Origin of the sequence: Formosa sp. S-31 (assembly GCF_051172795.1) — a bacterium.
GTDB lineage: Bacteria > Bacteroidota > Bacteroidia > Flavobacteriales > Flavobacteriaceae > Formosa.
The window spans coordinates 849,116-870,603 of record NZ_JAENDK010000008.1 but is presented as its reverse complement, the minus strand read 5'-3'; the positions used below and the strand labels follow the sequence as shown (position 1 = coordinate 870,603).

Annotated in this window: 21 protein-coding genes; 11 read left to right on the top strand and 10 right to left on the bottom strand. The window is 36.5% G+C overall.

The features are described 5' to 3' along the window. Positions 1–13: 13 nt before the first annotated feature. A complete protein-coding gene (locus I3217_RS13395; protein WP_435050270.1) occupies positions 14–2,179 on the top strand; it encodes a prolyl oligopeptidase family serine peptidase in 2,166 nt (721 codons plus the stop codon). 96 nt (positions 2,180–2,275) lie between these two features. Continuing rightward, on the top strand, positions 2,276–3,190 hold the full coding sequence (locus I3217_RS13390) for an ABC transporter ATP-binding protein (RefSeq protein ID WP_435050269.1): 915 nt from the start codon (positions 2,276–2,278) through the stop codon (positions 3,188–3,190). Here I3217_RS13390 and I3217_RS13385 read toward each other — a convergent pair. The 9 genes from I3217_RS13385 to pdxA form a co-directional block, all read right to left on the bottom strand. Then, positions 3,187–3,648, bottom strand: a complete 462-nt coding sequence (locus tag I3217_RS13385) for a 3-oxoacyl-ACP synthase (protein ID WP_435050268.1) — start codon at positions 3,646–3,648, stop codon at positions 3,187–3,189. The genes I3217_RS13390 and I3217_RS13385 overlap by 4 nt on opposite strands. Next, positions 3,638–4,330 (bottom strand): monofunctional biosynthetic peptidoglycan transglycosylase, encoded by a 693-nt coding sequence (gene mtgA, locus I3217_RS13380; protein ID WP_435050267.1) that lies wholly within the window; start codon positions 4,328–4,330, stop codon positions 3,638–3,640. The genes I3217_RS13385 and mtgA overlap by 11 nt, the downstream gene beginning before the upstream one ends. Beyond that, on the bottom strand, positions 4,330–5,451 hold the full coding sequence (locus I3217_RS13375) for an NAD(P)/FAD-dependent oxidoreductase (RefSeq protein ID WP_435050266.1): 1,122 nt from the start codon (positions 5,449–5,451) through the stop codon (positions 4,330–4,332). The genes mtgA and I3217_RS13375 overlap by 1 nt, the downstream gene beginning before the upstream one ends. Before the next feature lie 150 nt (positions 5,452–5,601). Further along, complete coding sequence (accC, locus tag I3217_RS13370) at positions 5,602–6,957, bottom strand: acetyl-CoA carboxylase biotin carboxylase subunit (protein ID WP_435050265.1); 1,356 nt, start codon at positions 6,955–6,957, stop codon at positions 5,602–5,604. A gap of 74 nt (positions 6,958–7,031) precedes the next feature. Next, positions 7,032–7,520 (bottom strand): acetyl-CoA carboxylase biotin carboxyl carrier protein, encoded by a 489-nt coding sequence (gene accB, locus I3217_RS13365; protein WP_435050264.1) that lies wholly within the window; start codon positions 7,518–7,520, stop codon positions 7,032–7,034. A gap of 38 nt (positions 7,521–7,558) precedes the next feature. After that, positions 7,559–8,554: a beta-ketoacyl-ACP synthase III gene (locus I3217_RS13360; RefSeq protein ID WP_435050263.1), complete on the bottom strand. Its 996-nt coding sequence runs from the start codon at positions 8,552–8,554 to the stop codon at positions 7,559–7,561. Positions 8,555–8,735: 181 nt separating this feature from the next. Continuing rightward, positions 8,736–8,939, bottom strand: coding sequence for a 50S ribosomal protein L32 (gene rpmF, locus I3217_RS13355; protein ID WP_007647175.1), 204 nt, complete (start codon positions 8,937–8,939; stop codon positions 8,736–8,738). 7 nt (positions 8,940–8,946) lie between these two features. Then, a complete protein-coding gene (locus tag I3217_RS13350; protein WP_435050262.1) occupies positions 8,947–9,489 on the bottom strand; it encodes a YceD family protein in 543 nt (180 codons plus the stop codon). A 97-nt stretch (positions 9,490–9,586) separates the two neighbouring features. Next, positions 9,587–10,609 (bottom strand): 4-hydroxythreonine-4-phosphate dehydrogenase PdxA, encoded by a 1,023-nt coding sequence (gene pdxA, locus I3217_RS13345; RefSeq protein WP_435050261.1) that lies wholly within the window; start codon positions 10,607–10,609, stop codon positions 9,587–9,589. A gap of 65 nt (positions 10,610–10,674) precedes the next feature. Between pdxA and I3217_RS13340 the strand changes: the two genes are divergently transcribed. Next, a complete protein-coding gene (locus I3217_RS13340) occupies positions 10,675–11,268 on the top strand; it encodes a riboflavin synthase (protein ID WP_435050260.1) in 594 nt (197 codons plus the stop codon). An 8-nt stretch (positions 11,269–11,276) separates the two neighbouring features. Here the strand turns inward: I3217_RS13340 and I3217_RS13335 are convergent, their stop codons facing one another. Beyond that, positions 11,277–11,471, bottom strand: a complete 195-nt coding sequence (locus tag I3217_RS13335; RefSeq protein WP_435050259.1) for a PID-CTERM protein-sorting domain-containing protein — start codon at positions 11,469–11,471, stop codon at positions 11,277–11,279. 530 nt (positions 11,472–12,001) lie between these two features. Here I3217_RS13335 and kduI point away from each other — a divergent pair. The 8 genes from kduI to I3217_RS13295 all read left to right on the top strand — a co-directional run bounded on the left by kduI (position 12,002) and on the right by I3217_RS13295 (position 21,488). After that, positions 12,002–12,838: a 5-dehydro-4-deoxy-D-glucuronate isomerase gene (gene kduI / locus I3217_RS13330; protein ID WP_435050258.1), complete on the top strand. Its 837-nt coding sequence runs from the start codon at positions 12,002–12,004 to the stop codon at positions 12,836–12,838. 7 nt (positions 12,839–12,845) lie between these two features. Next, positions 12,846–13,631, top strand: coding sequence for a gluconate 5-dehydrogenase (locus tag I3217_RS13325; RefSeq protein ID WP_435050257.1), 786 nt, complete (start codon positions 12,846–12,848; stop codon positions 13,629–13,631). Positions 13,632–13,642: 11 nt separating this feature from the next. After that, on the top strand, positions 13,643–15,061 hold the full coding sequence (uxaC, locus tag I3217_RS13320) for a glucuronate isomerase (RefSeq protein ID WP_435050256.1): 1,419 nt from the start codon (positions 13,643–13,645) through the stop codon (positions 15,059–15,061). 34 nt (positions 15,062–15,095) lie between these two features. Next, positions 15,096–16,106 carry a PfkB family carbohydrate kinase gene (locus tag I3217_RS13315; protein WP_435050255.1) on the top strand — a complete coding sequence of 337 codons (1,011 nt, stop codon included), beginning with the start codon at positions 15,096–15,098 and terminating at the stop codon, positions 16,104–16,106. A 10-nt stretch (positions 16,107–16,116) separates the two neighbouring features. After that, positions 16,117–16,791, top strand: coding sequence for a bifunctional 4-hydroxy-2-oxoglutarate aldolase/2-dehydro-3-deoxy-phosphogluconate aldolase (locus tag I3217_RS13310; protein WP_435050254.1), 675 nt, complete (start codon positions 16,117–16,119; stop codon positions 16,789–16,791). Between the two features lie 98 nt (positions 16,792–16,889). Then, positions 16,890–18,311, top strand: coding sequence for an MFS transporter (locus I3217_RS13305; RefSeq protein ID WP_435050253.1), 1,422 nt, complete (start codon positions 16,890–16,892; stop codon positions 18,309–18,311). Positions 18,312–18,395: 84 nt separating this feature from the next. Beyond that, complete coding sequence (locus I3217_RS13300) at positions 18,396–19,856, top strand: tagaturonate reductase (RefSeq protein ID WP_435050252.1); 1,461 nt, start codon at positions 18,396–18,398, stop codon at positions 19,854–19,856. Between the two features lie 21 nt (positions 19,857–19,877). Further along, a complete protein-coding gene (locus I3217_RS13295) occupies positions 19,878–21,488 on the top strand; it encodes a UxaA family hydrolase (RefSeq protein ID WP_435050251.1) in 1,611 nt (536 codons plus the stop codon).

Genomic DNA, 21,488 nt, shown 5'->3' with positions numbered 1-21,488 from the left:
AAACACATTAAAAATGAAAAGACTAGTTGCCTCTCTCATTGTTTTAACAACCATTAGTTCCTGTAAAAACGAACAGGAATTAAAGAAAAATCAAAATCAGATTGTGAAATACCCTATTACGCAAACCAAAGACTCTTCAGACACCTACTTTGGTACCGAAGTTAAAGACCCTTATCGCTGGCTTGAAGACGACAGAAGCGTAGAAACCGAAGAATGGGTAAAGGAAGAAAACCAGGTTACTTTTGGGTATCTGGATAAAATACCTTACCGAGAACAACTAAAACAAAGACTTGAAACCCTGTGGAATTACGAAAAAATTGGCGCGCCTTTTAAAGAAGGTAAATACACCTATTTCAGCAAAAACAACGGATTACAAAATCAGAGTGTTATTTACAGATCACTTGGTGAAAACACCGGCGAAGAAGTCTTTTTAGACCCGAATTCATTTAGCGAAGATGGCACAACATCGCTTGGAGGCCTGTCTTTTTCTAAAGACGGAAGCATGTTAGCCTATTCTATTTCTGAAGGAGGAAGTGATTGGAGAAAAGTTATTATTCTAAATACCGAAACCAAAGAAATCACCGAAGACACTCTAGTAGATATAAAGTTTAGCGGCATGTCGTGGTTTGGAAACGAAGGATTTTATTATTCCAGCTACGACAAACCAAAAGGCAGCGAATTATCAGCAAAAACCGATCAACACAAAGTGTACTATCATAAATTAGGCACAAGTCAGAAAGAAGACAAACTGATTTACGGCGGCACCGACAAAGAAAAGCACCGCTATATTTATGGTACTGTAACTGAGGACGACCGTTATTTGATATTATCTCCAAGAACATCTACATCCGGAAATAAATTATATATTAAAGATCTTACCAAGCCTAACAGTAAATTTATTCCTATTCTGGAACACACCGATAGCGACACACATTTATTAGACAATATTGGCAGCAAACTGTATCTGGTAACCAATTTAAATGCGCCAAATAAAAAAATTATTACAGTAGATGCTTCCAATCCGACACCAGAACATTGGAAAGATTTTATTCCCGAAACAGAAAATGTTTTAAATCCTTCTACAGGCAGCGGATATATTTTCGCAGAGTACATGGTAGATGCCGTATCTAAAGTGAAACAGTACGATTACGACGGGAAATTAATTCGCGATATTGAACTTCCGGGCGTTGGCACCGTTTCGGGATTCAGTGGTAAAAAAGAAGACGAAACGCTATACTTCTCATTTTCCAATTACATTACACCTTCAACAAGTTATGCTTACGAAGCTAAGACAGGTACTTCCAAGGTGTACGTAAAACCAGATGTGAAATTCGATCCGGATCAATACGAAAGCAAACAGGTGTTTTACGAATCTAAAGACGGCACTAAAGTACCTATGATTATTTCATATAAAAAAGGCATTGAACTTAACGGTAAAAACCCGACAATACTTTACGGTTACGGCGGATTTAATATCAGTTTAACCCCGGCGTTTAGTATTACCAATGCGCTTTGGATGGAACAAGGCGGTATTTATGCCGTTCCTAATTTACGAGGAGGAGGAGAATATGGTAAAGCCTGGCACGATGCAGGAACAAAATTACAGAAACAAAACGTGTTTGATGACTTTATTGCTGCAGCTGAATATTTAATTAAAGAACATTACACCTCGTCCGACTTTCTAGCTATCAGAGGTGGGTCGAACGGTGGATTACTGGTTGGAGCAACCATGACACAACGCCCGGATTTAATGAAAGTAGCCATACCTCAGGTTGGTGTTTTAGACATGTTGCGCTACCACACATTTACAGCCGGAGCGGGCTGGGCTTACGACTACGGTACAGCCGAAGATAGTAAAGAAATGTTTGACTATTTAAAAGGCTATTCTCCGGTACACAACGTAAAATCAGGTGTAAATTATCCAGCCACATTAATCATGACAGGAGATCATGACGATCGTGTTGTACCAGCCCATAGTTTTAAATTTGCTGCCGAGTTACAAAGCAAGCAAAAAAATGGAAATCCGGTACTTATTCGAATAGAAACTGATGCCGGCCATGGTGCAGGTACACCGGTAAGCAAAATTATTGACCAATATGCAGACATATTCGGATTTACCCTATACAACATGGGTTACAATGTTTTACCCAGCGCCACTAAAGAAAATGTAAAAGGGTAAACAACAGCCTTTTCACATTAAAAGCGTCATTTATTGTTATTTAGCAAGTAATGACGCTTCCTTTTTTTATCTTATTTTTGCCTTTCAATTTTAATTATGTTAGAAGTAAACAATTTGTCTTTTGGCTATAACGACTCTACTGTGCTTAAAGACCTCTCGTTCTCTGTTAAACAAGGCGAACATCTATCCGTTATAGGCGAAAGCGGCTCTGGAAAAAGCACCTTATTAAAACTTCTGTATGGCACTTACGATTTAAATGAAGGCTACATAAGCTGGAAAAAACAAGCTATGTTAGGTCCTAAATTCAATCTGGTAATAGGCTACGACTTCATGAAATATGTGGCTCAGGAATTCGATTTGATGCCTTTTATTTCTGTTGAAGAAAACATAAGTAAATTTCTATCTAATTTCTATCCCGAAGAAAAAGAAAGACGCACTCAGGAGCTCCTGGAATTGGTTGAATTAACTGCATTTGCCAAAGTGAAGGTAAAATTACTTAGCGGTGGCCAGAAACAACGCGTTGCATTGGCCAGGGCCATTGCTCGTCAACCGGAAATCATCTTACTGGATGAACCATTCAGCCACATTGATAGCTTTCAAAAACAAACCCTTCGTCGTAATTTATTTCAGTTTTTAAAAGACAAAAATATTACCTGTATCGTTGCAACTCACGATCGCGAAGACGTACTGCCTTATGCCGATAAAATGATGGTGTTAAACAAGGGAGAATTAATTGCTACAGGTACGCCAAAGAATCTTTTTAAAGCACCGGAGAAACCACTTATAGCCTCCTTTTTTGGAGAATATAATACTATTGATGGTAGCATAGTTTATGCGCATCAATTAAAATTAACCGAGACTTCTCAACTTAAAGTAAAGGTAATACAAAACTATTTTAAAGGGTCTGAATATTTAATTGCGGCAGAATACAGGGAACAGATTATCTATTTTTATAACGATACAGAACTTCAAGAAGGTCTAACTTGTTATTTAAAAATAGTCCCTCTTTAAAACACGTCCATAATTTTTATTTTTCGTCCCCTAAACTCACAGGAATGGCCTTGCTCTTTTCCCATTAACAGAAGACCCATAGGTGTATTTGGTGCAATAGCAAAATACGTTACCGTACCAACTTTACACTCAGCGGCACTAATAGCTATAAAATAATTCGCTGAATCTGTAATCACAACACTACCCAGACAGACTGTTTTTGATGACTTTTCTATATTCACCTTATTCAAGACTTGCTTTACCTTGTTTATCTCTGATAACTGCACGCCAAATTTTTCACGCTCAAGTTGCAACATGGCACGCCCCGTTTCATGTTTATCGCCGGCCGTGCTTTTAGTTTCGGAAGTTAAAGCCGTTTCCACTTCTAAAATATTGGTCTGAACATTTTTTAATCGCTGTTCTATAAATTGTACACAGCACTGAAATAAAACAGTTTTAACTTCAGAATTATTTTCCATTTACATCAAATTTTAATGGACCATAAAACTGCATTTGATTCACAATCCACTGTTTTCTACCTTGAATATAAACCGATGCCGGATTAGCTTTATATACTCTGGGATTCGGTAAAATTGCTGCAATAGCAGCCGCTTCGTATGCGGTTAATTTTGAAGCTGGTTTTTTAAACCAGAATTGAGCTGCAGCCTCTACACCATAAATGCCCTTCCCCATTTCTATACTGTTTAAATACACTTCCAGAATACGTTTTTTGGTCCACATTAATTCTATTAAAAAAGTAAAATATGTTTCCAGACCTTTACGTAACCAGCTACGGTCTGGCCATAAAAATACATTTTTAGCCGTTTGCTGACTTATAGTACTTCCGCCACGCATGTGTTTGCCTTTTTTATTGTAATCCATCGCGCGTTCTATAGCCTTTAAATCAAATCCATTATGACTAAGAAACTGCTGGTCTTCACTGCAAATTACCGACTTTTGCATGTTCACCGAGATTTCATCCATGGCAACCCAGTCATGACTCCATAATTTTGGAATACTCCTTTCGGATTGTTTGAAACTCTGTATAACCATTAATGGTGTAATAGGTACAGGAATATATTTAAATAAAAACACCGCAAAAACAGAGCCCAATATAGCTATACTAACTACTTTTACTATAAATCGATAAAGCCGTTTCATTAATTTTTTCCAGATAAATTGGCAAGAGATTTCCCTACATAACTTCCTATCGCTACACCCATGCCCCCCATACGGATACCACAATATACAAAATCAGAAACCTGTTTAATTATAGCCTTTTTCTGGTTTCCTACCCCCATTATTCCACTCCAGGTATGATCCACTTCAAATGGTGTTTCGGGCAAAATAACATGTTTTAAAAGCTGGTTAAGTGCATCCTGAACCTTCTTGGTTTCTCCAAATTCTGTAGTCTCTTCCGCTTTAAAATCCAATTGTCGGCCACCTCCAAACAATATTCTATTATCTATATTTCTAAAATAATAATATCCTCTATCCAAATGAAAAGTTCCTTTAATATTCAGGTTTTTAATAGGTTTTGTAATTAATACTTGTGCTCTGGCAGGTTTCACAGGTTCGTTAAGTAATAACGAGGAAAATCCGTTATTGGCTAAGATGAGTTTTTTACAATTGAACTCTATCTGATTCGTTTTTACAGCGACTTCTGAATTCAACTCACTAAACGCTTCTACACTGATATTATTTAAAATCTTTACACCAGCAGCCTGCACTTTCCGCAATAAAGCTTCCATCATTTTACCTGTATCCAACTGCCCCTCAAAGACATTAAAAACAAGCTTTTCATATATATTTTTAAAACCAAAGGGATTAGACTTTAATTGAAACACATCGTAATTAAATACAGGTTTTAAAAGATGATTGACCTCATCCATGCGAAATAAACACGTCTCATAAAAAGCTGTATCGGAATCTGAAAACAATTCATAGCCACCACAAGCCGCATAATCCAGGACAGAATCTCCAAGATTTTCGCGCAGTAATCTCAAGCCATTTACACGCTGCTTTACCAGCGACAAAACCTCTTCCTCAGAATGAAATTCCAAATCATTTAAAATTTCGCTCAAACTCCCAAAACAGGCAAATCCGGCGTTTTTAGTACTTGCACCCTGTGGTAAAGTCCCTTTTTCAAGTATTAAAATATTAGCATTAGGATGTTGTTGTTTTAAATACAACGCGCAATTTAAGCCTACAATTCCGCTACCTACAATAGCATAATCGATATTGGAGAACCAGGATTTTATTTCCCAATAGGATAAATTCAAAGCCGTAAAAATTTAATTATTTCAGAAATGTACATATTTATAAGTATATGTATAAAACGAAATACAGAATTTATTTAAAACTATCTGAAGGAGAAGCGAATAAATTTAAAGCAAAAAAAACTCCGAAAGCTTTTTCGGAGTTTTTAAGATTTATTCTTCTGATTTTGGAGCTTCCATTTTGAAGTCTTCCATGAATTTCGTGGTGTAATTACCGGAAATATAATTTGGATCGTCCATTAACTGTCTGTGAAATGGAATTGTGGTTTTTATGCCTTCAATAACGAATTCATCTAAAGCACGTTTCATTTTACTAATGGCTTCCTCACGGGTCTGCGCAGTTGTAATTAACTTAGCAATCATAGAATCGTAGTTTGGCGGAATACTATAACCCGCATACACATGCGTATCTAAACGCACACCATGTCCTCCCGGAGCATGTAAAGTGGTTATACGACCTGGAGAAGGACGGAAACCGTTATACGGATCTTCTGCATTAATACGACACTCTATAGAATGTAAATTTGGTGTATAATTTTTACCAGAGATTGGCACACCTGCAGCAACTAAAATCTGCTCTCTAATTAAATCGAAATCAATTACCTGTTCTGTGATAGGGTGTTCTACCTGAATACGGGTATTCATTTCCATGAAGTAAAAATTACGGTGCTTATCTACTAAAAATTCGATAGTTCCAGCTCCTTCATAGTTGATAAATTCTGCAGCTCTTACCGCAGCTTTCCCCATATCATCACGCAACTTTTTAGTCATAAAAGGCGAAGGCACTTCTTCGGTTAACTTTTGATGACGACGTTGAATTGAACAATCACGCTCTGATAAATGACAGGCCTTACCTGTAGAATCTCCTACAACCTGGATTTCGATATGTCTTGGTTCTTCAATAAGTTTTTCCATATACATACCGTCGTTACCAAAGGCTGCTTTAGCTTCTTTTCTGGCAGAATCCCAGGCATCTTTAAGATCTTCTTCTTTCCAGACAGCTCGCATTCCTTTACCTCCACCACCGGCAGTGGCTTTAAGCATAACAGGATATCCTGTTTCCAAAGCGATTTTCTGGCAGCTTTCAAAATCTTCAATAATTCCATCACTACCTGGTACACAAGGCACTCCGGCAGCTTTCATGGTCGCTTTAGCCGTAGCCTTATCTCCCATTTTAGAAATCATATCTGCTGTAGCACCGATAAATTTAATATCGTGTTCTTCGCAGATTTTAGAAAATTTTGCATTTTCTGAAAGGAATCCATATCCTGGATGTATTGCATCTGCATTTGTAATTTCTGCAGCAGCAATAATATTAGACATTTTTAAATAGGATTCGCTACTTGGCGCTGGTCCTATACAAACGGCTTCGTCTGCAAATTTAACATGCAAACTATCTGCATCGGCTGTAGAATATACTGCAACCGTTTTTATGCCCATTTCTTTACAGGTTCTAATAACACGAAGTGCTATTTCCCCTCTATTGGCTATTAGTATTTTTTTAAACATAACGCATATAATTTAAAAATCTCAAATTCCAAATACCAAATGAATTGGGATTTGATTTGGAATTTTAAAATTTGTTATGATGGATCAACTAAAAATAATGGCTGATCGAATTCTACTGGAGACGAATCGTCTACTAAAACTTTTACTATTTTTCCTGAAACTTCTGATTCAATTTCATTGAAAAGTTTCATAGCTTCAATAATACAAAGCACATCACCTTCATTAATAGTCTGTCCAACCTCAACAAATACTGGCTTGTCCGGAGATGGTTTTCTATATAATGTTCCAATAATAGGAGACTTAATTGTGATATATTTTGAATCATTATCAGCTGCGGCAGCTGCTACTGGAGCCGGAGTTGCAGGCTGAGCAGGTTGCGCTGCTACCGGAGCCTGAGCTACAGGAGCGTTAACAGGTATTTGCTGTACGTAAGTTGTAGTTTCTCCCTTATCGTCACCACCTGTTTTTATTGTAATCTTTACATCATCTGTTTCTAACTTAACCTCGCTTGCACCTGATTTAGCAACAAATTTGATTAAATTTTGAATGTCTTTTAAATCCATACCAATTTAGATTTTAAAATAAGTTATTATTAGTCAATTTAGGAATTGTATGCCCAAGTTAAATAAGTAGATCCCCATGTGAATCCACCTCCAAACGCAGCAAATATTAATTTATCTCCCTTTTTAAATTTCGATTCGAAATCACTTAAAAGCAATGGTAAGGTTGCCGAAGTGGTATTACCGTACCTTTGAATGTTTTTAAGTACTTTAGAATCTTCTAAATTCATTCTTCCAGCTGTTGCGTCAATAATACGCAGATTCGCCTGATGTGGAATTAACCAGGATACATCGTCGTGCGTAAGATTATTTCGCATCATAATTTTTTCAGCCACATCGGCCATATTAGACACAGCAAATTTAAATACTGTTCTACCATCCTGATGCACAAAATGCTGTTTGTTTTTAACAGTATCTTCGCTTGGTGGTAATAAGGATCCGCCAGCTTCAATTTTCAAGAATTCTCGTCCGGCACCATCACTTCTTAAATATTCATCCTGTAGACCATAACCTTCTTCATTCGGCTCAAACAAAGCTGCTCCGGCTCCATCTCCAAAAATTATACAGGTTGCTCTGTCGGTATAATCAATAATAGAAGACATTTTATCTGCCCCTATAATAAGTACCTTTTTATATCGACCAGATTCTATATATGCTGATGCCGTAGACATAGCATATAAAAAACTTGAACATGCTGCTTGTAAATCGTAAGCAAATGCATTGGTTGCTCCAATTTGAGACGCTACATAAACCGCTGTAGACGCTACTAATAAATCAGGTGTAGCTGTTGCAACAACCACCAAATCTATTTCTTTTGGATCTACTCCTGATCTGTTAATAAGGTTTTCTGCTGCTTTAATGGCAAGGTAAGACGTACCTTTGCCTTCGTCTTTAAGAATACGGCGCTCTTTAATACCTGTTCTAGTAGTTATCCACTCATCATTTGTATCAACCATAGATTCTAAAACCTTATTGGATAAAACAAAGTCTGGCACATAACCTCCTACTGCAGTAATTGCCGCTGTTATTTTACTCATAACCTTTTTGTTACTTAGAACTAAAAATGGAGTGATTTTGATCTAAAACATCAAAATTTTGACAAAAATACTCTATTTTGAATTATTTTAATGCAAATTAAGTGCTTTTTGGCTTAAAGAAACATATATGACATAAAAAAACGCTCACTATGGAGCGTTTTTTTATATGCATGCATAATACTTATGCTAAATTTTCTTCTACCTCTGAGTTGTCAATTAATACTTGACCTCTGTAGTATAATTTACCTTCGTGCCAATGTGCTCTGTGATATAAGTGAGCTTCTCCTGTTGTAGGACACGTAGCAATTTGTGGCGCAGTTGCCTTGTAGTGTGTTCTTCTTTTATCTCTTCTAGTTTTAGAGATTTTTCTCTTAGGATGTGCCATTTTCTATTTATTTATTATCCGTTAATAGTTTTTTTAATGTATTCCAGCGTGGATCTGTATCCTCCTGGTCTTTTGTTATTTCTTTTTCTTTCGGACTTAGTTCATCTAGTTTATCCAATATATCCGATTTTAAGGTTCCATCCTCAACTCCTGGATGAATGCGTTTTGAGGGAACAGACAACACTATTATTTCGTAAATATATTGCTGAATATTAACCTCGTATTCGCCATGTGGTAATATTAGCAAGTCTATTTCTTCGTCGTTATATTCGTCTCCAAACTTAACCACTAAATCAAATTCATTTTGAACAGGCTGATCGTAAGGTTCATTAGTAACATCGCAATAAACGTTTACGGTTCCAGAAATCTCAAAGTGCAATTCCATTAAAGTGGTCTTCTTTTCTAAAAGAACCTTAACTTTAATATTAGCATCATTAAAATCGTCATATTCAAAATGCTTAAAGAACTCTGGTCCAATTTGATATTCGAACTCGTGCTTCCCTAATTTTAATCCAATAAATTGAATTGTAAATTCTTTCAACAGCTTCATTTTCATATCTAATTTGAGCCTGCAAATATATAAAATTTTATTTTAGGCAAGCTTACTTATAAACATTTTTTTGTTTATATCTTTTTTAATCAATAATTTATGCTCTTTTCACCAGCTCTTCATACTCCATTCTATTCTTATAGATTTGAATTCCAGTAAATAAAGCCTCTTTAAATGAACTTTCATCAGCACATCCTTTCCCTGCAATTTCAAAAGCCGTGCCATGATCTGGCGAAGTCCTTACCTTATTTAATCCTGCGGTAAAATTCACACCCTCTCCAAAAGATAAAGTTTTAAAAGGGATTAAACCCTGATCGTGATATGATGCTACTATTGCATCGAAATTTTTATAATTATTAGAACCAAAAAAACTATCGGCAGCATATGGACCAAAAACAAGTTTTCCTGACTCTTTTATTTTACGCAATGTTGGACGCAATACCTCATCGTCTTCATTTCCAATCACACCATTATCTCCCGTATGAGGATTAATGCCTAAAACAGCTATTTTAGGTTTGCTAATTCTAAAATCCTGCTGTAAAGATTTATAAATGGTATTAATTTTTTTGTTGATCAATTCAGGAGTGATATGTATTGCAATATCACTTACCGGAACATGATCTGTTAACAGTCCCACTTTTAAATCAGGAGTAACCATAAACATTAAACTATCCCCTTCCAATTCCTGTTCCAGATAATTGGTATGTCCTGGAAAATTAAATTTTTCAGACTGAATATTATGCTTATTAATAGGAGCAGTTACCAATAAATCGATATCTCCATTTTTTAAGGCAGCTGTAGCAGCTTCTAAAGATTTTATAGCATACTCACCAATCTTAAAATCTTCCTTACCAAACTTTACAGAAACATTTTCTTTCCAGACATTAATAACATTAATTTTTCCGGGAATAATTTGACTCACCTGATTTATTCCATTAAAATTAATATCGAAATTAAAATGATTCTTAAAAAACGACATCACTTTTACAGATGCGAAGATAACCGGCGTACAAAACTCTAAAATCCTTGAATCTTCAAAGGTTTTCAAAACGATCTCCCCTCCAATACCATTAAGATCACCAATTGAAATTCCTACAACTATATTTTCTTCCTTCTTCATTAATTTTAATAACTAATTTGTTTGTAATTTTATCACCACAAATTTAACCAAATAAATGAGATAATATGTTTACAGGAATTATAGAAAATTTAGGTATCGTTACAAATTTGCAAACCGAATTAGACAATCTCCATGTAACCATAAAAAGCGATTTGGCCTCTGAATTAAAAATTGACCAAAGTGTAGCCCATAATGGCGTATGCCTTACCGTAGTTAATATTAACAACGACACTTACACCGTAACAGCTATTAAAGAAACCTTGGATAAAACCAACTTAAAATCCCTAAAAGTAAACGACTTGGTTAATCTGGAACGCGCAATGAAACTGGGAGATCGTTTGGACGGACACATTGTACAAGGTCATGTAGACCAAACTGCAAAATGTATTAATATTGAAGAGACTTCAGGTAGCTGGCTATTCACTTTTAGCTATAACCAAGACCTTAATAATATTACTATTGAGAAAGGTTCTATCACAGTTAATGGCACTAGTTTAACCGTGGTGAATTCAAAACGCAACGAATTTAGTGTAGCCATAATACCATACACCTACCAACATACAAATTTTAAACATTTTAAAATTGGAGATGAAATTAATCTGGAATTTGATGTTTTAGGAAAGTACGTTAAACGTTTACTGGAATTTAACATTAATTAAAAACTCCTTTATTTCTTCATTGATTTTCTTACACCATAATACGCACCTACCACTAACAACACACCGATTCCTCCATCTATTGGTAAACCACCTGGAGGAGGAGGCAGTCTACCATCTACATCTGGTTGCGGCGGATTCTGAGCAAAACACATAATGCCTGCAAAAATCAAAAAGGGTAAAATAATTTTGGTTTTCTTTCGCATATTATGGTAGTTGGTCAATTTTATTTACCAAAAAATTGGGGTTTTATGAAAGTTTCATTTCACTAACTACTAAATCAATAGTTGATTCAGGTAAATTTAACACAAAAATTAACACTTTAACAATTAATTGCCCTATTAATACTTACCATTCATCGAATTTCCTCCAAAACAAACGCATTTAAATCAAGTCTTTACAAAGGAGAACTTTCAAACTTCAAGTTAATTTGTCCAATAAAAAACCCACTTAAAATAAACCATTAGCTTAAAACTGAAATTAATTTACCCTTATAACATTACACTATATCTAAAGATAAAATCAAAAAAACAATTTTAATTAAACAACGCACGATTAACAACTCAACTCAGACTGCTTCACCTCTAAAATTCACTCAATTACACAATTATGCAGTGTGTTTTTAAAGAAAAAAACAAAAAAATACAGTTAATTTTATATAATCCTAATTCGCCATGTTTATTTTAAAATAAAAAACATATATTTGTGTAATCGATTACACAAAAATTAAATCAGCATGACTCATTACAATTTCAGATACGCATCACACCCTAAAGATGCTCAAAAATATTCAACCACAGAATTACGTGAACATTTCTTAATTGAAAACCTGTTTCAGGAAGACACCATTCAACTTACATATTCAATGTATGACAGATATATCGTAGGAGGAATTATGCCAACCTCGAAAGCTTTAAAATTAGAAACCATACCTTATTTAAAGTCAGATAACTTTTTAGATCGCCGAGAACTAGGCATTGTTAGTGTTGGAGATCCTGGAATTGTAACCGTAGAAGGTGTAACTTACGAGTTAAACAAAAAAGAGGCGCTTTACGTAGGGCAGGGCAATAAAGAAGTGACTTTTGAAAGCAAACCGGGAGGACAGGCTTTATTCTACATCAACTCTGCCCCGGCTCATAAACAATTTCCAACCAAAAAAGTAGGAAAAGAAGATGCTGAAATCATTCAATTAGGAGAGGAAAAATTAGCCAACAAACGCATCCTTAATAAACTAATAGTAAACAGCATAGTAGAAACCTGCCAATTGCAAATGGGATTAACAGAATTACTACCTGGAAATGTCTGGAATACTATGCCTGCACATACGCACAACAGACGTATGGAAGCCTATTTCTATTTCGACTTAGACGAAAGTCAGACAATTGCACATTTTATGGGAGAAACAGACAACACAAGACATATTTTTATGAAAAACAAACAGGCTGTATTATCTCCTGAATGGTCTATACATTCTGGTTCCGGAACCTCAAACTACTCGTTCATCTGGGGTATGGCTGGTGAAAACTTAGATTACGGAGATATGGATGTTTGTCCACCAAACGAATTAAAATAATATCAATATGAACCTATTTAGTTTAGAAAATAAAACTGCCATCATAACTGGAGCGACTCACGGTTTGGGAATGGCTATGGCAGAAGCTTTAGGAAAAGCCGGAGCAAAATTAGTAATCACAAATATCACCGAAGATGCTTTAATCAAAGCAGTAGAACACTATAAAGCTTTAGGTCTGGAGGCTTCCGGATACGTTTTTGACGTTACCGATGAAGTAACAGCCGAAGCCAAAGTTACCGAAATCATTGAAAAAGAAGGCCCTGTACACATTTTAGTTAACAATGCAGGTATTATTAACCGTGTTCCTGCAGAAGATATGAAAGTTGCAGATTTTAGACGAGTTATTGATGTCGATCTTACTGGACCATTCATTATGTCTCAGTTAGTCGGACGACACATGATAGCTAATAATGGAGGGAAAATAATCAATATTTGCTCCATGATGAGCGAATTAGGAAGAAACACTGTTTCTGCATACGCATCGGCTAAAGGCGGATTAAAAATGTTAACCAGAAACTTAGCGACAGAATGGGCAAAGTACAACATTCAGGTAAATGGTATCGGTCCTGGTTATTTTGCAACATCACAAACTGAACCTATTCGCGTAGACGGACATCCATTTAATGATTTTATAATTAGCAGAACACCTGCAGGGCGCTGGGGAAAACCTGAAGATTTAGGTGGAACCGCAGTATTCTTAGCATCAGAAGCTAGTGATTTTGTAAACGGACAGGTTGTATATGTCGACGGAGGTATACTAGCAACTATCGGAAAACCAGCAAACGAAAACTAATTATCCCTACCATGAGTGCATCTAAAACCTTTATTACCGACAACTTTTTACTACAAAACAAATTTGCTGAAGAATTATACCATAATTACGCAAGCAGTTTACCAATTATAGACTACCACTGTCACTTACCACCACAGGATATTGCAAACAACAGATCTTTTGAAAACATTTCTCAAATCTGGATTCACGGCGACCACTATAAGTGGAGAGCCATGAGAACTTTAGGTGTAAATGAAAAGTACATAACAGGTAGTGCTTCAGACGAAGAGAAATTTCTACAATGGGGAAAAACGGTACCTTACACGATGAGAAACCCATTATACCACTGGACGCACTTAGAATTGCTTCGTTATTACGGTATAGATGAACTTTTAAATGAAAAATCGGCCCCTGGCATTTACAAACAAGCTTCTGATATTTTAAAAACAGATGATTATAGCTGTCAGAATATTTTAAGCAAAATGAATGTTGAAGTTGTTTGTACTACTGAAGATCCTTTAGATACGCTGGAATTTCATCAGCAATACGCTAAAAACGAAGGCAACCAAACCTATGTGAGTACTTCGTTTAGACCGGACAAAGCCATTTTTATCGATACAGATTCCTACAACGAATATATTGATGCCTTAGAAAAGGTTACCGATTCTGAAATTAAAACATACGATGCGCTTTGTGACGCCTTAAAAAACAGAATTTCATATTTTAATGACAATGGCTGTAAATTATCAGACCACGGCTTAAATGCAATTCCGTTTGTAAACTTTACAGACGCAGAAATCAAAACCATTTTTGCAAAACGCAGAAACAAAGAAACTATTTCTCTGTTAGAAGCGTTAAAATTTCAAACAGCTCTTTTATTATTCTTAGCCGAAACCTATCACGAATTTGGTTGGGTTCAACAATTCCACCTAGGTGCATTAAGAAATAATAACGCCAGAATGTTAACACAATTAGGACCGGATACCGGTTGGGACTCGATTGGTGATTTCTCTCAGGCAGAGAATCTTTCTAAATTCCTAAACACTCTGGATACCAAAGATAAATTAACAAAAACCATTATATACAATCTTAACCCTGCCGATAATGAAGTTTTAGCCACTATGATTGGAAATTTCAACGATGGTAGTGTAAAAGGTAAAGTGCAGTTTGGTTCCGGATGGTGGTTTTTAGATCAAAAAGATGGTATGACCAAACAATTAAATGCCTTGTCTAACATGGGACTTATAAGCTGTTTTATAGGTATGCTTACAGACTCCCGAAGCTTTATGTCATTCCCTAGACACGAGTATTTCCGCAGAATTGTTTGTAATCTTTTTGGTGAAGAAATCGAAAAAGGAGAATTACCACAGGACATGGAATGGATAGGAAAAATGATACAAGGTATTTCGTATTACAACGCAAAAGAATACTTTAATTTTCCTGTTAAATAATAAAATAACGTATTAATTAATACCCAGAATAGCATTGAAAAAAGTAGTTGGATTAGGCGAAATATTATTAAGGCTTTCTACTCAAGATTGTTTAAAATTTTCCCAAGTGAATAAATTCAACGCCGATTATGGCGGAAGCGAATTAAATGTACTTACCAGCATAGTAAATTTTGGATTACCTGTAGAATTTATAACCAGACTGCCGCAAAACGATATTGGAGATAGCGCTGTCATGCAAATGAATAAATACAATGTAGGCACCTCTTTTATTCCAAGAGGAGGAGAACGTATGGGCATCTATTTTCTGGAAAACGGCGCCTCTATGCGAGGCAGTAAAATTGTTTACGACAGAACCCATTCATCCTTTTCGACCATTAAAACAGGAATGATAGACTGGGAAGCTGTTTTTAAAGATGCCAACTGGTTTCACTGGTCAGGAATCACACCTGGAGTATCACAAGATGCAGCCTATGTTTGCGTCGAAGCCATAGAAGCAGCTTCAAAATTAGGACTGACAATTTCTACAGATTTCAATTATAGAGCCAACCTTTGGAATTACGGTAAATCACCTAGCGAAATCATGGAACACATGGTCGGGCTTTGCGATGTTATTCTGGCAGGAGATTATGCTTCAGATAAATATTTCAGTATTATCCCTGAAGGAAAAACCGAAGAAGAATTACAACGTTCTTTATCTGAAAAATTAATGGAACGTTTTCCAAAAGCCAAGAAAATAGCCATCACCAACAGAGGTAGTATTAGCGCATCTCACAATACATGGTCTGCCGTGCTTTACGACGGTAAAACCATGCATAAATCCACAACTTACGATATCACTCATATCGTAGACAGAATAGGTGCGGGAGATAGTTTTATGGGCGCCTTAATTTATGGTCTTAATACTTATGATGATGCCAAAGCACTGGAATTTGCAGTCGCGGCATCAAGCTTAAAACACACCATTTATGGCGATGTTAATTTAGTCTCCAAACAAGAAGTTGAAAATTTAATGCAAGGCGACCTTTCCGGTCGTGTTAGCCGATAATATTTTAGTTATGAAAACATTCTCTCGAATAGAAGTTGCTCAACAAATGAAGGCCACTGGCCTGGTTCCCCTATTTTATCATAGTGACGTTGAACTATTACAACAAGTCGTTAAGGCCTGTTACGATGGTGGCGCAAGACTGTTTGAATTTACAGCACGTGGCGCCTTTGCACACGAAACATTTGCTGAGCTTGCAAAATATTGTTCCAAAGCCTGCCCAGACCTTATGTTAGGCGTTGGTTCTGTTACCGATGCTGCAGCAGCTTCATTGTATATGCAAATGGGCGCCCACTTTATAGTAACGCCATTACTTCGCGAAGATATTGCAATCGTTTGTAATAGAAGAAAAGTACTTTGGTCACCGGGCTGTGCCACTTTAGGTGAAATTGCAAGAGCCGAAGAATTAGGCTGCGAAATTGTAAAACTTTTCCCTGGAGGAACCTACGGAGCAGACTTTGTTAAAGCCATAAAGGCCCCTTGCCCATGGACCAGTATAATGCCAACAGGAGGCGTATCTCCAACTAAAGAAAGCATAGAAACCTGGTTTGCAGCTGGTGTAACCTGTGTAGGCATGGGGTCGAAACTAATAACAAAAGACATCATTGCTAATAAGAATTTTGAAGCCTTAACACAAAAAGTATCAGAAACCTTAGAAATGATTAAAACATACAGGCCGGCTAACTAAAGTCTGTAAAACACACTTTGTCAAAGACAAAAATTATTAAACAAACAACTAAAGCCCTGTTTAACCATAGGATTTAACATAAAAACTAATTATAGCTTATGAAAACTAAAACAAACTTTCGCTGGTATATCTGTACCATGTTATTCGTAGCCACAACTATCAATTACATGGACCGACAGGTATTATCGCTCACCTGGAAAGATTTTATCGCCCCTGAATTTAACTGGACAAATAATGACTATGGAAACGTTACGGCGTTATTTTCTATATTCTATGCCATAAGCATGCTTGTTGCTGGTCCGTTAATTGACTGGCTGGATACCAAAAAAGGATTTCTTTGGGCGATTGGAATTTGGTCAGCAGGAGCTTGTTTACATGCGTTTTCAGGAATTTTTACCGCCGGTTATGTTACCGATACATGGACGCTAAGTTTTTCTCATGCCAAAGAAGCTATAGAAATGGCCAGTAATACAGGTATGATTGTTAGCGCCAGTGTTACTTTCTTTATTTTCGCCAGACTTGTACTAGCCTTTGGAGAGGCAGGAAACTTCCCGGCAGCCATTAAAACTACTGCAGAATACTTCCCTAAAAAAGATCGGGCTTTGGCTACCAGTATTTTTAATGCCGGAGCAACTGTTGGTGCTTTAGGAGCCCCGTTAACTATTCCGTTTATTGCAGAAGCTTACGGATGGGAAATGTCTTTCATTATTATTGGAGCCCTAGGTTTTATATGGATGGGCGCCTGGGTATTCCTATATGAAAAACCTGAAAAACACAAAAAAGTATCGGAAGATGAACTTGCTTACATCCAGCAAGACAACGATATGGATGTAGAACCAACCGATGGCAAACGTAAAAATGTAAACCTTTTAAAATGTTTCAGCTATAAACAAACCTGGGTATTTATAGTTGGTAAATTTATGACCGATGGTGTTTGGTGGTTCTTCCTTTTCTGGACACCAGCTTATTTAAGTTCAATTTACGGCATGGACTCTACCGAAGCTGCTATTCCTTTATTTATATTATATACCATTACGCTGCTTGCTATTATTGGTGGTTGGTTACCTAGTTATTTTGTAGACAAAGGAAAACACCCGTACGATGCCCGCTTAAAATCCATGTTTATTTTTGCCTTATTTCCACTACTTACCCTACTAGCTCAACCTTTAGGACGCATAAGTTATTGGATTCCGGTAATTATTATCGGTATAGCAGGAGCGGCACATCAGGCCTGGTCAGCCAATATTTTCTCTATTGTAGGCGATTTATTTCCAAGAAAAGCCATCGCTACAATTACAGGAATTGGTGGTCTAGCGGGAGGTATCGGGTCTTTCTTTATCAATAAAGGATCAGGAATGTTATTCGATTACTCTAAAGAAACTCAAATGAAATTCATGGGCTTCCAAGGCGAAGAATCTGGTTATTTTATCATTTTCGGTGTATGTGCTGTGGCCTATATGATTGCCTGGGTGACAATGAGAGCCTTATTACCGAAATACGAACAAGTAACAGACTTATAATCATATAAAACGCTAACCTTTTTTAGATACAGACATTCATAAAAGATCATACTTTAAACTTAAAACCGCATAAATTCAAAAAAAATGTCAGATATAAAAAAAAAACAATTAACCCGTGCTAATCTGGGATTAGATAATAAACTTCCTGTTAAAGTTATTCAGTTTGGAGAAGGTAATTTTCTCCGTGCCTTTGTAGATTACGCCTTTCAGGAATTAAACAAAAAAGCAGATTTAAATGCAGGAATTGCCGTAGTTCAACCTATAGATCGTGGATTGGTTTCCATGTTAAACGATCAGGATGGTTTGTATACTCTTTTCATGAAAGGCATTAAAAAAGGCCAGGAAACTCAGGAACAGGAATTAATTACCAACATAGTAAAATCTGTAGATCCTTACCAAAGTTTTCAGGACTACCTGAGTTTGGCTAAAGAAGATGAGTTAGAATTCATTATTTCCAACACGACTGAAGCTGGAATAGCTTATGTGGAATCTGACACTTTAAATATGCAACCTCCAAGCAGCTTCCCTGCTAAATTAACAGTGTTATTACACGAACGCTTCAAACATTTTAACGGAGATGCTTCTAAAGGCTTAACAATAATTCCATGCGAATTGATAAATCACAATTCGGAAACCTTAAAAGAAATCATTCTAAAATACATCGATTTATGGCATTTAGGGGAAGACTTTAAAACCTGGTTATTAGAAAACTCTACATTCCACAGCACTTTAGTAGACCGCATTGTCCCTGGTTATCCTAAAGACGAAATCGAAGCCTACAATAGTAAACTGGATTACAAAGACAATTTAATTGTAACTGCGGAAACGTTCTTTTTATGGGTTATTGAAGGTGGAGACGATTTAAAGAAAAAACTTCCGTTTGATAAGACCGACTTAAATGTACTTATCGTAGACAACATGCAACCCTACAGAACACGAAAAGTAAAAATCCTTAATGGTGCGCATACTGCTATGGTACCGTTTTGCTTACTTTCGGGCAAACAAACTGTAAAAGAATCTGTAGACGATAGTTTCACCGGAGCCTTTATAAAAGATGCGGTATTCAATGAAATCATCCCTACGCTAGACATGGATAAAGACGAATTAAAACAATTTGGCGAAGATGTTTTCGATCGTTTCAGAAATCCGTTTATTAAGCATATGCTTTCCAGTATTGCTTTAAATTCCATTTCAAAATTTAAAGTACGCGTGCTGCCTAGTTTGTTAGATTATATTAAAACGAACGACAAACTACCTACACACCTTATGTTTTCTTTTGCCGCATTAATACGTTTTTATCAAGGCACATGGAACAATGAAACTTTACCTATAAACGATGATGCAGATATCGTTAAAACTTTTAAAGATGCGTGGGCACTTAACGATTATGAAGCCACGGCAAAGACAATATTAGCGAATACGGATTACTGGGGAGAAGATTTAACAAAAATAAATCAATTTACAGCAGCTATAGTTGCAGCTTTAAAAGCAATTGACGAGCAAGGTACAGAAGCGGGATTCGATAAATTCAGTAAACAATTTTAATCCTTTTTAAAAGGTTACACCATGCAAAACAAAATTATAAAAGTACATGCAGATGATAATGTTGCTGTAGCTCTTACCAATTTAAAAGCCGGAGAACAATTAACTCTGGAAGGAAATACCTATACAGCGACAAAAGACACCAAGGCAAAACATAAAATCGCCTTACAACACTTTAATGTTGGAGATGAAATTATAATGTATGGTGTATTGGTTGGTAAAGCTTCTCGAATCATCGAACTGGGAGAAGTACTTACAACCGAAAATGTAAAACATGAAAGCGCCAAGGTTTTCGGAAAAACTGAAACTATAGGCTGGAATGCCCCTAATGTAGACAAATGGAAAGACCGTACTTTTATGGGGTACCACAGAGAAGACGGTCAGGTAGGCACGGCCAACGTCTGGTTATTTTTTCCTTTGGTATTTTGTGAAAACAGAAATATTGAAGTGTTAAAAGATGTATTTGAAAACGAATTACTACATAAAAACATCAATAAACATCGTCTTTTATTACGATCGCTCGTAAGCGATTCTGGCGAAGATGTACCTGAAGAAATTGAAGACACCAGAGTTTTTAAAAATATAGATGTAAAATTTATTACCCATCAGGGAGGCTGCGGTGGAATTCGACAAGATTCTGAACTGCTGGCAAAACTGCTTGCTGGTTACGTTAACAATCCTAATGTTGCAGGTGCAACCGTATTAAGTTTAGGCTGTCAGAATCTACAAATTCAGATCTTTAAGGATGCTTTAGCTGAAATAAATCCGGACAATAAAAAACCGATAATCATTTATGAGCAACAAAAATCGGGAACGGTAGACGACATGCTTAAAGGCATCATTAAAGACTCTTACGAAGGCATAAAAGCAGCCAACAACATCGAAAGAAAACCTGCACCGATATCTAAACTAAAAGTCGGTTTAGAATGTGGTGGATCGGACGGATTCTCAGGAATTTCAGCCAATCCAACTTTAGGTCGCGTTTCAGATATTTTAGCAGCCGTGGGAGGTACTGCAATCTTATCGGAATTCCCTGAACTTTGTGGTGTAGAGCAGGAACTTGTTAACCGTTGTGTAAACGATGAAGATGGCAAAAAGTTCTTAGACTTAATGAAAGCTTACGAAAAGTCAGTAGTCGATGCTGGTTCTGGTTTCGATATGAATCCGTCTCCGGGAAATATCAAAGACGGTTTAATAACAGACGCCATGAAATCGGCCGGAGCAGCTAAAAAAGGAGGATCTTCGCCTGTGGTAGACGTTCTGGATTATGGTGAATACATTCACAAACCAGGATTAAACTTACTTTGTACTCCAGGTAATGATGTAGAAAGCACAACGGCGATGGCGGGTTCTGGTGCAAATGTTATATTATTTACCACCGGATTAGGTACACCTACAGGAAACCCGGTAACACCAATTATAAAAGTAGCATCGAACTCTGAATTGGCCGAAAAAATGCCGGATATTATTGACATCGATACCGGAGCCGTGATACGTGGTGAAAAATCTATTGAAGAAATGGGTGATACTATGCTGGAACACATTTTACAAGTAGCCAGCGGTGAAGTTCAAACCAAAGCTATGGCATTAAACCAAAGCGACTTTATTCCTTGGAAGCGCGGTGTTTCTTTATAA

Excerpts from the sequence above, each read along its gene's own strand:
- I3217_RS13395 (WP_435050270.1), top strand. The coding sequence starts at position 14 with ATGAAAAGACTAGTTGCCTCTCTCATTGTTTTAACAACCATTAGTTCC.
- I3217_RS13390 (WP_435050269.1), top strand. The coding sequence starts at position 2,276 with ATGTTAGAAGTAAACAATTTGTCTTTTGGCTATAACGACTCTACTGTG.
- I3217_RS13385 (WP_435050268.1), bottom strand. The coding sequence starts at position 3,648 with ATGGAAAATAATTCTGAAGTTAAAACTGTTTTATTTCAGTGCTGTGTA.
- mtgA (WP_435050267.1), bottom strand. The coding sequence starts at position 4,330 with ATGAAACGGCTTTATCGATTTATAGTAAAAGTAGTTAGTATAGCTATA.
- accC (WP_435050265.1), bottom strand. The coding sequence starts at position 6,957 with ATGTTTAAAAAAATACTAATAGCCAATAGAGGGGAAATAGCACTTCGT.
- accB (WP_435050264.1), bottom strand. The coding sequence starts at position 7,520 with ATGGATTTAAAAGACATTCAAAATTTAATCAAATTTGTTGCTAAATCA.
- I3217_RS13360 (WP_435050263.1), bottom strand. The coding sequence starts at position 8,554 with ATGAGTAAAATAACAGCGGCAATTACTGCAGTAGGAGGTTATGTGCCA.
- rpmF (WP_007647175.1), bottom strand. The coding sequence starts at position 8,939 with ATGGCACATCCTAAGAGAAAAATCTCTAAAACTAGAAGAGATAAAAGA.
- I3217_RS13350 (WP_435050262.1), bottom strand. The coding sequence starts at position 9,489 with ATGAAGCTGTTGAAAGAATTTACAATTCAATTTATTGGATTAAAATTA.
- pdxA (WP_435050261.1), bottom strand. The coding sequence starts at position 10,609 with ATGAAGAAGGAAGAAAATATAGTTGTAGGAATTTCAATTGGTGATCTT.
- I3217_RS13340 (WP_435050260.1), top strand. The coding sequence starts at position 10,675 with ATGTTTACAGGAATTATAGAAAATTTAGGTATCGTTACAAATTTGCAA.
- I3217_RS13335 (WP_435050259.1), bottom strand. The coding sequence starts at position 11,471 with ATGCGAAAGAAAACCAAAATTATTTTACCCTTTTTGATTTTTGCAGGC.
- kduI (WP_435050258.1), top strand. The coding sequence starts at position 12,002 with ATGACTCATTACAATTTCAGATACGCATCACACCCTAAAGATGCTCAA.
- I3217_RS13325 (WP_435050257.1), top strand. The coding sequence starts at position 12,846 with ATGAACCTATTTAGTTTAGAAAATAAAACTGCCATCATAACTGGAGCG.
- uxaC (WP_435050256.1), top strand. The coding sequence starts at position 13,643 with ATGAGTGCATCTAAAACCTTTATTACCGACAACTTTTTACTACAAAAC.
- I3217_RS13310 (WP_435050254.1), top strand. The coding sequence starts at position 16,117 with ATGAAAACATTCTCTCGAATAGAAGTTGCTCAACAAATGAAGGCCACT.
- I3217_RS13305 (WP_435050253.1), top strand. The coding sequence starts at position 16,890 with ATGAAAACTAAAACAAACTTTCGCTGGTATATCTGTACCATGTTATTC.
- I3217_RS13300 (WP_435050252.1), top strand. The coding sequence starts at position 18,396 with ATGTCAGATATAAAAAAAAAACAATTAACCCGTGCTAATCTGGGATTA.
- I3217_RS13295 (WP_435050251.1), top strand. The coding sequence starts at position 19,878 with ATGCAAAACAAAATTATAAAAGTACATGCAGATGATAATGTTGCTGTA.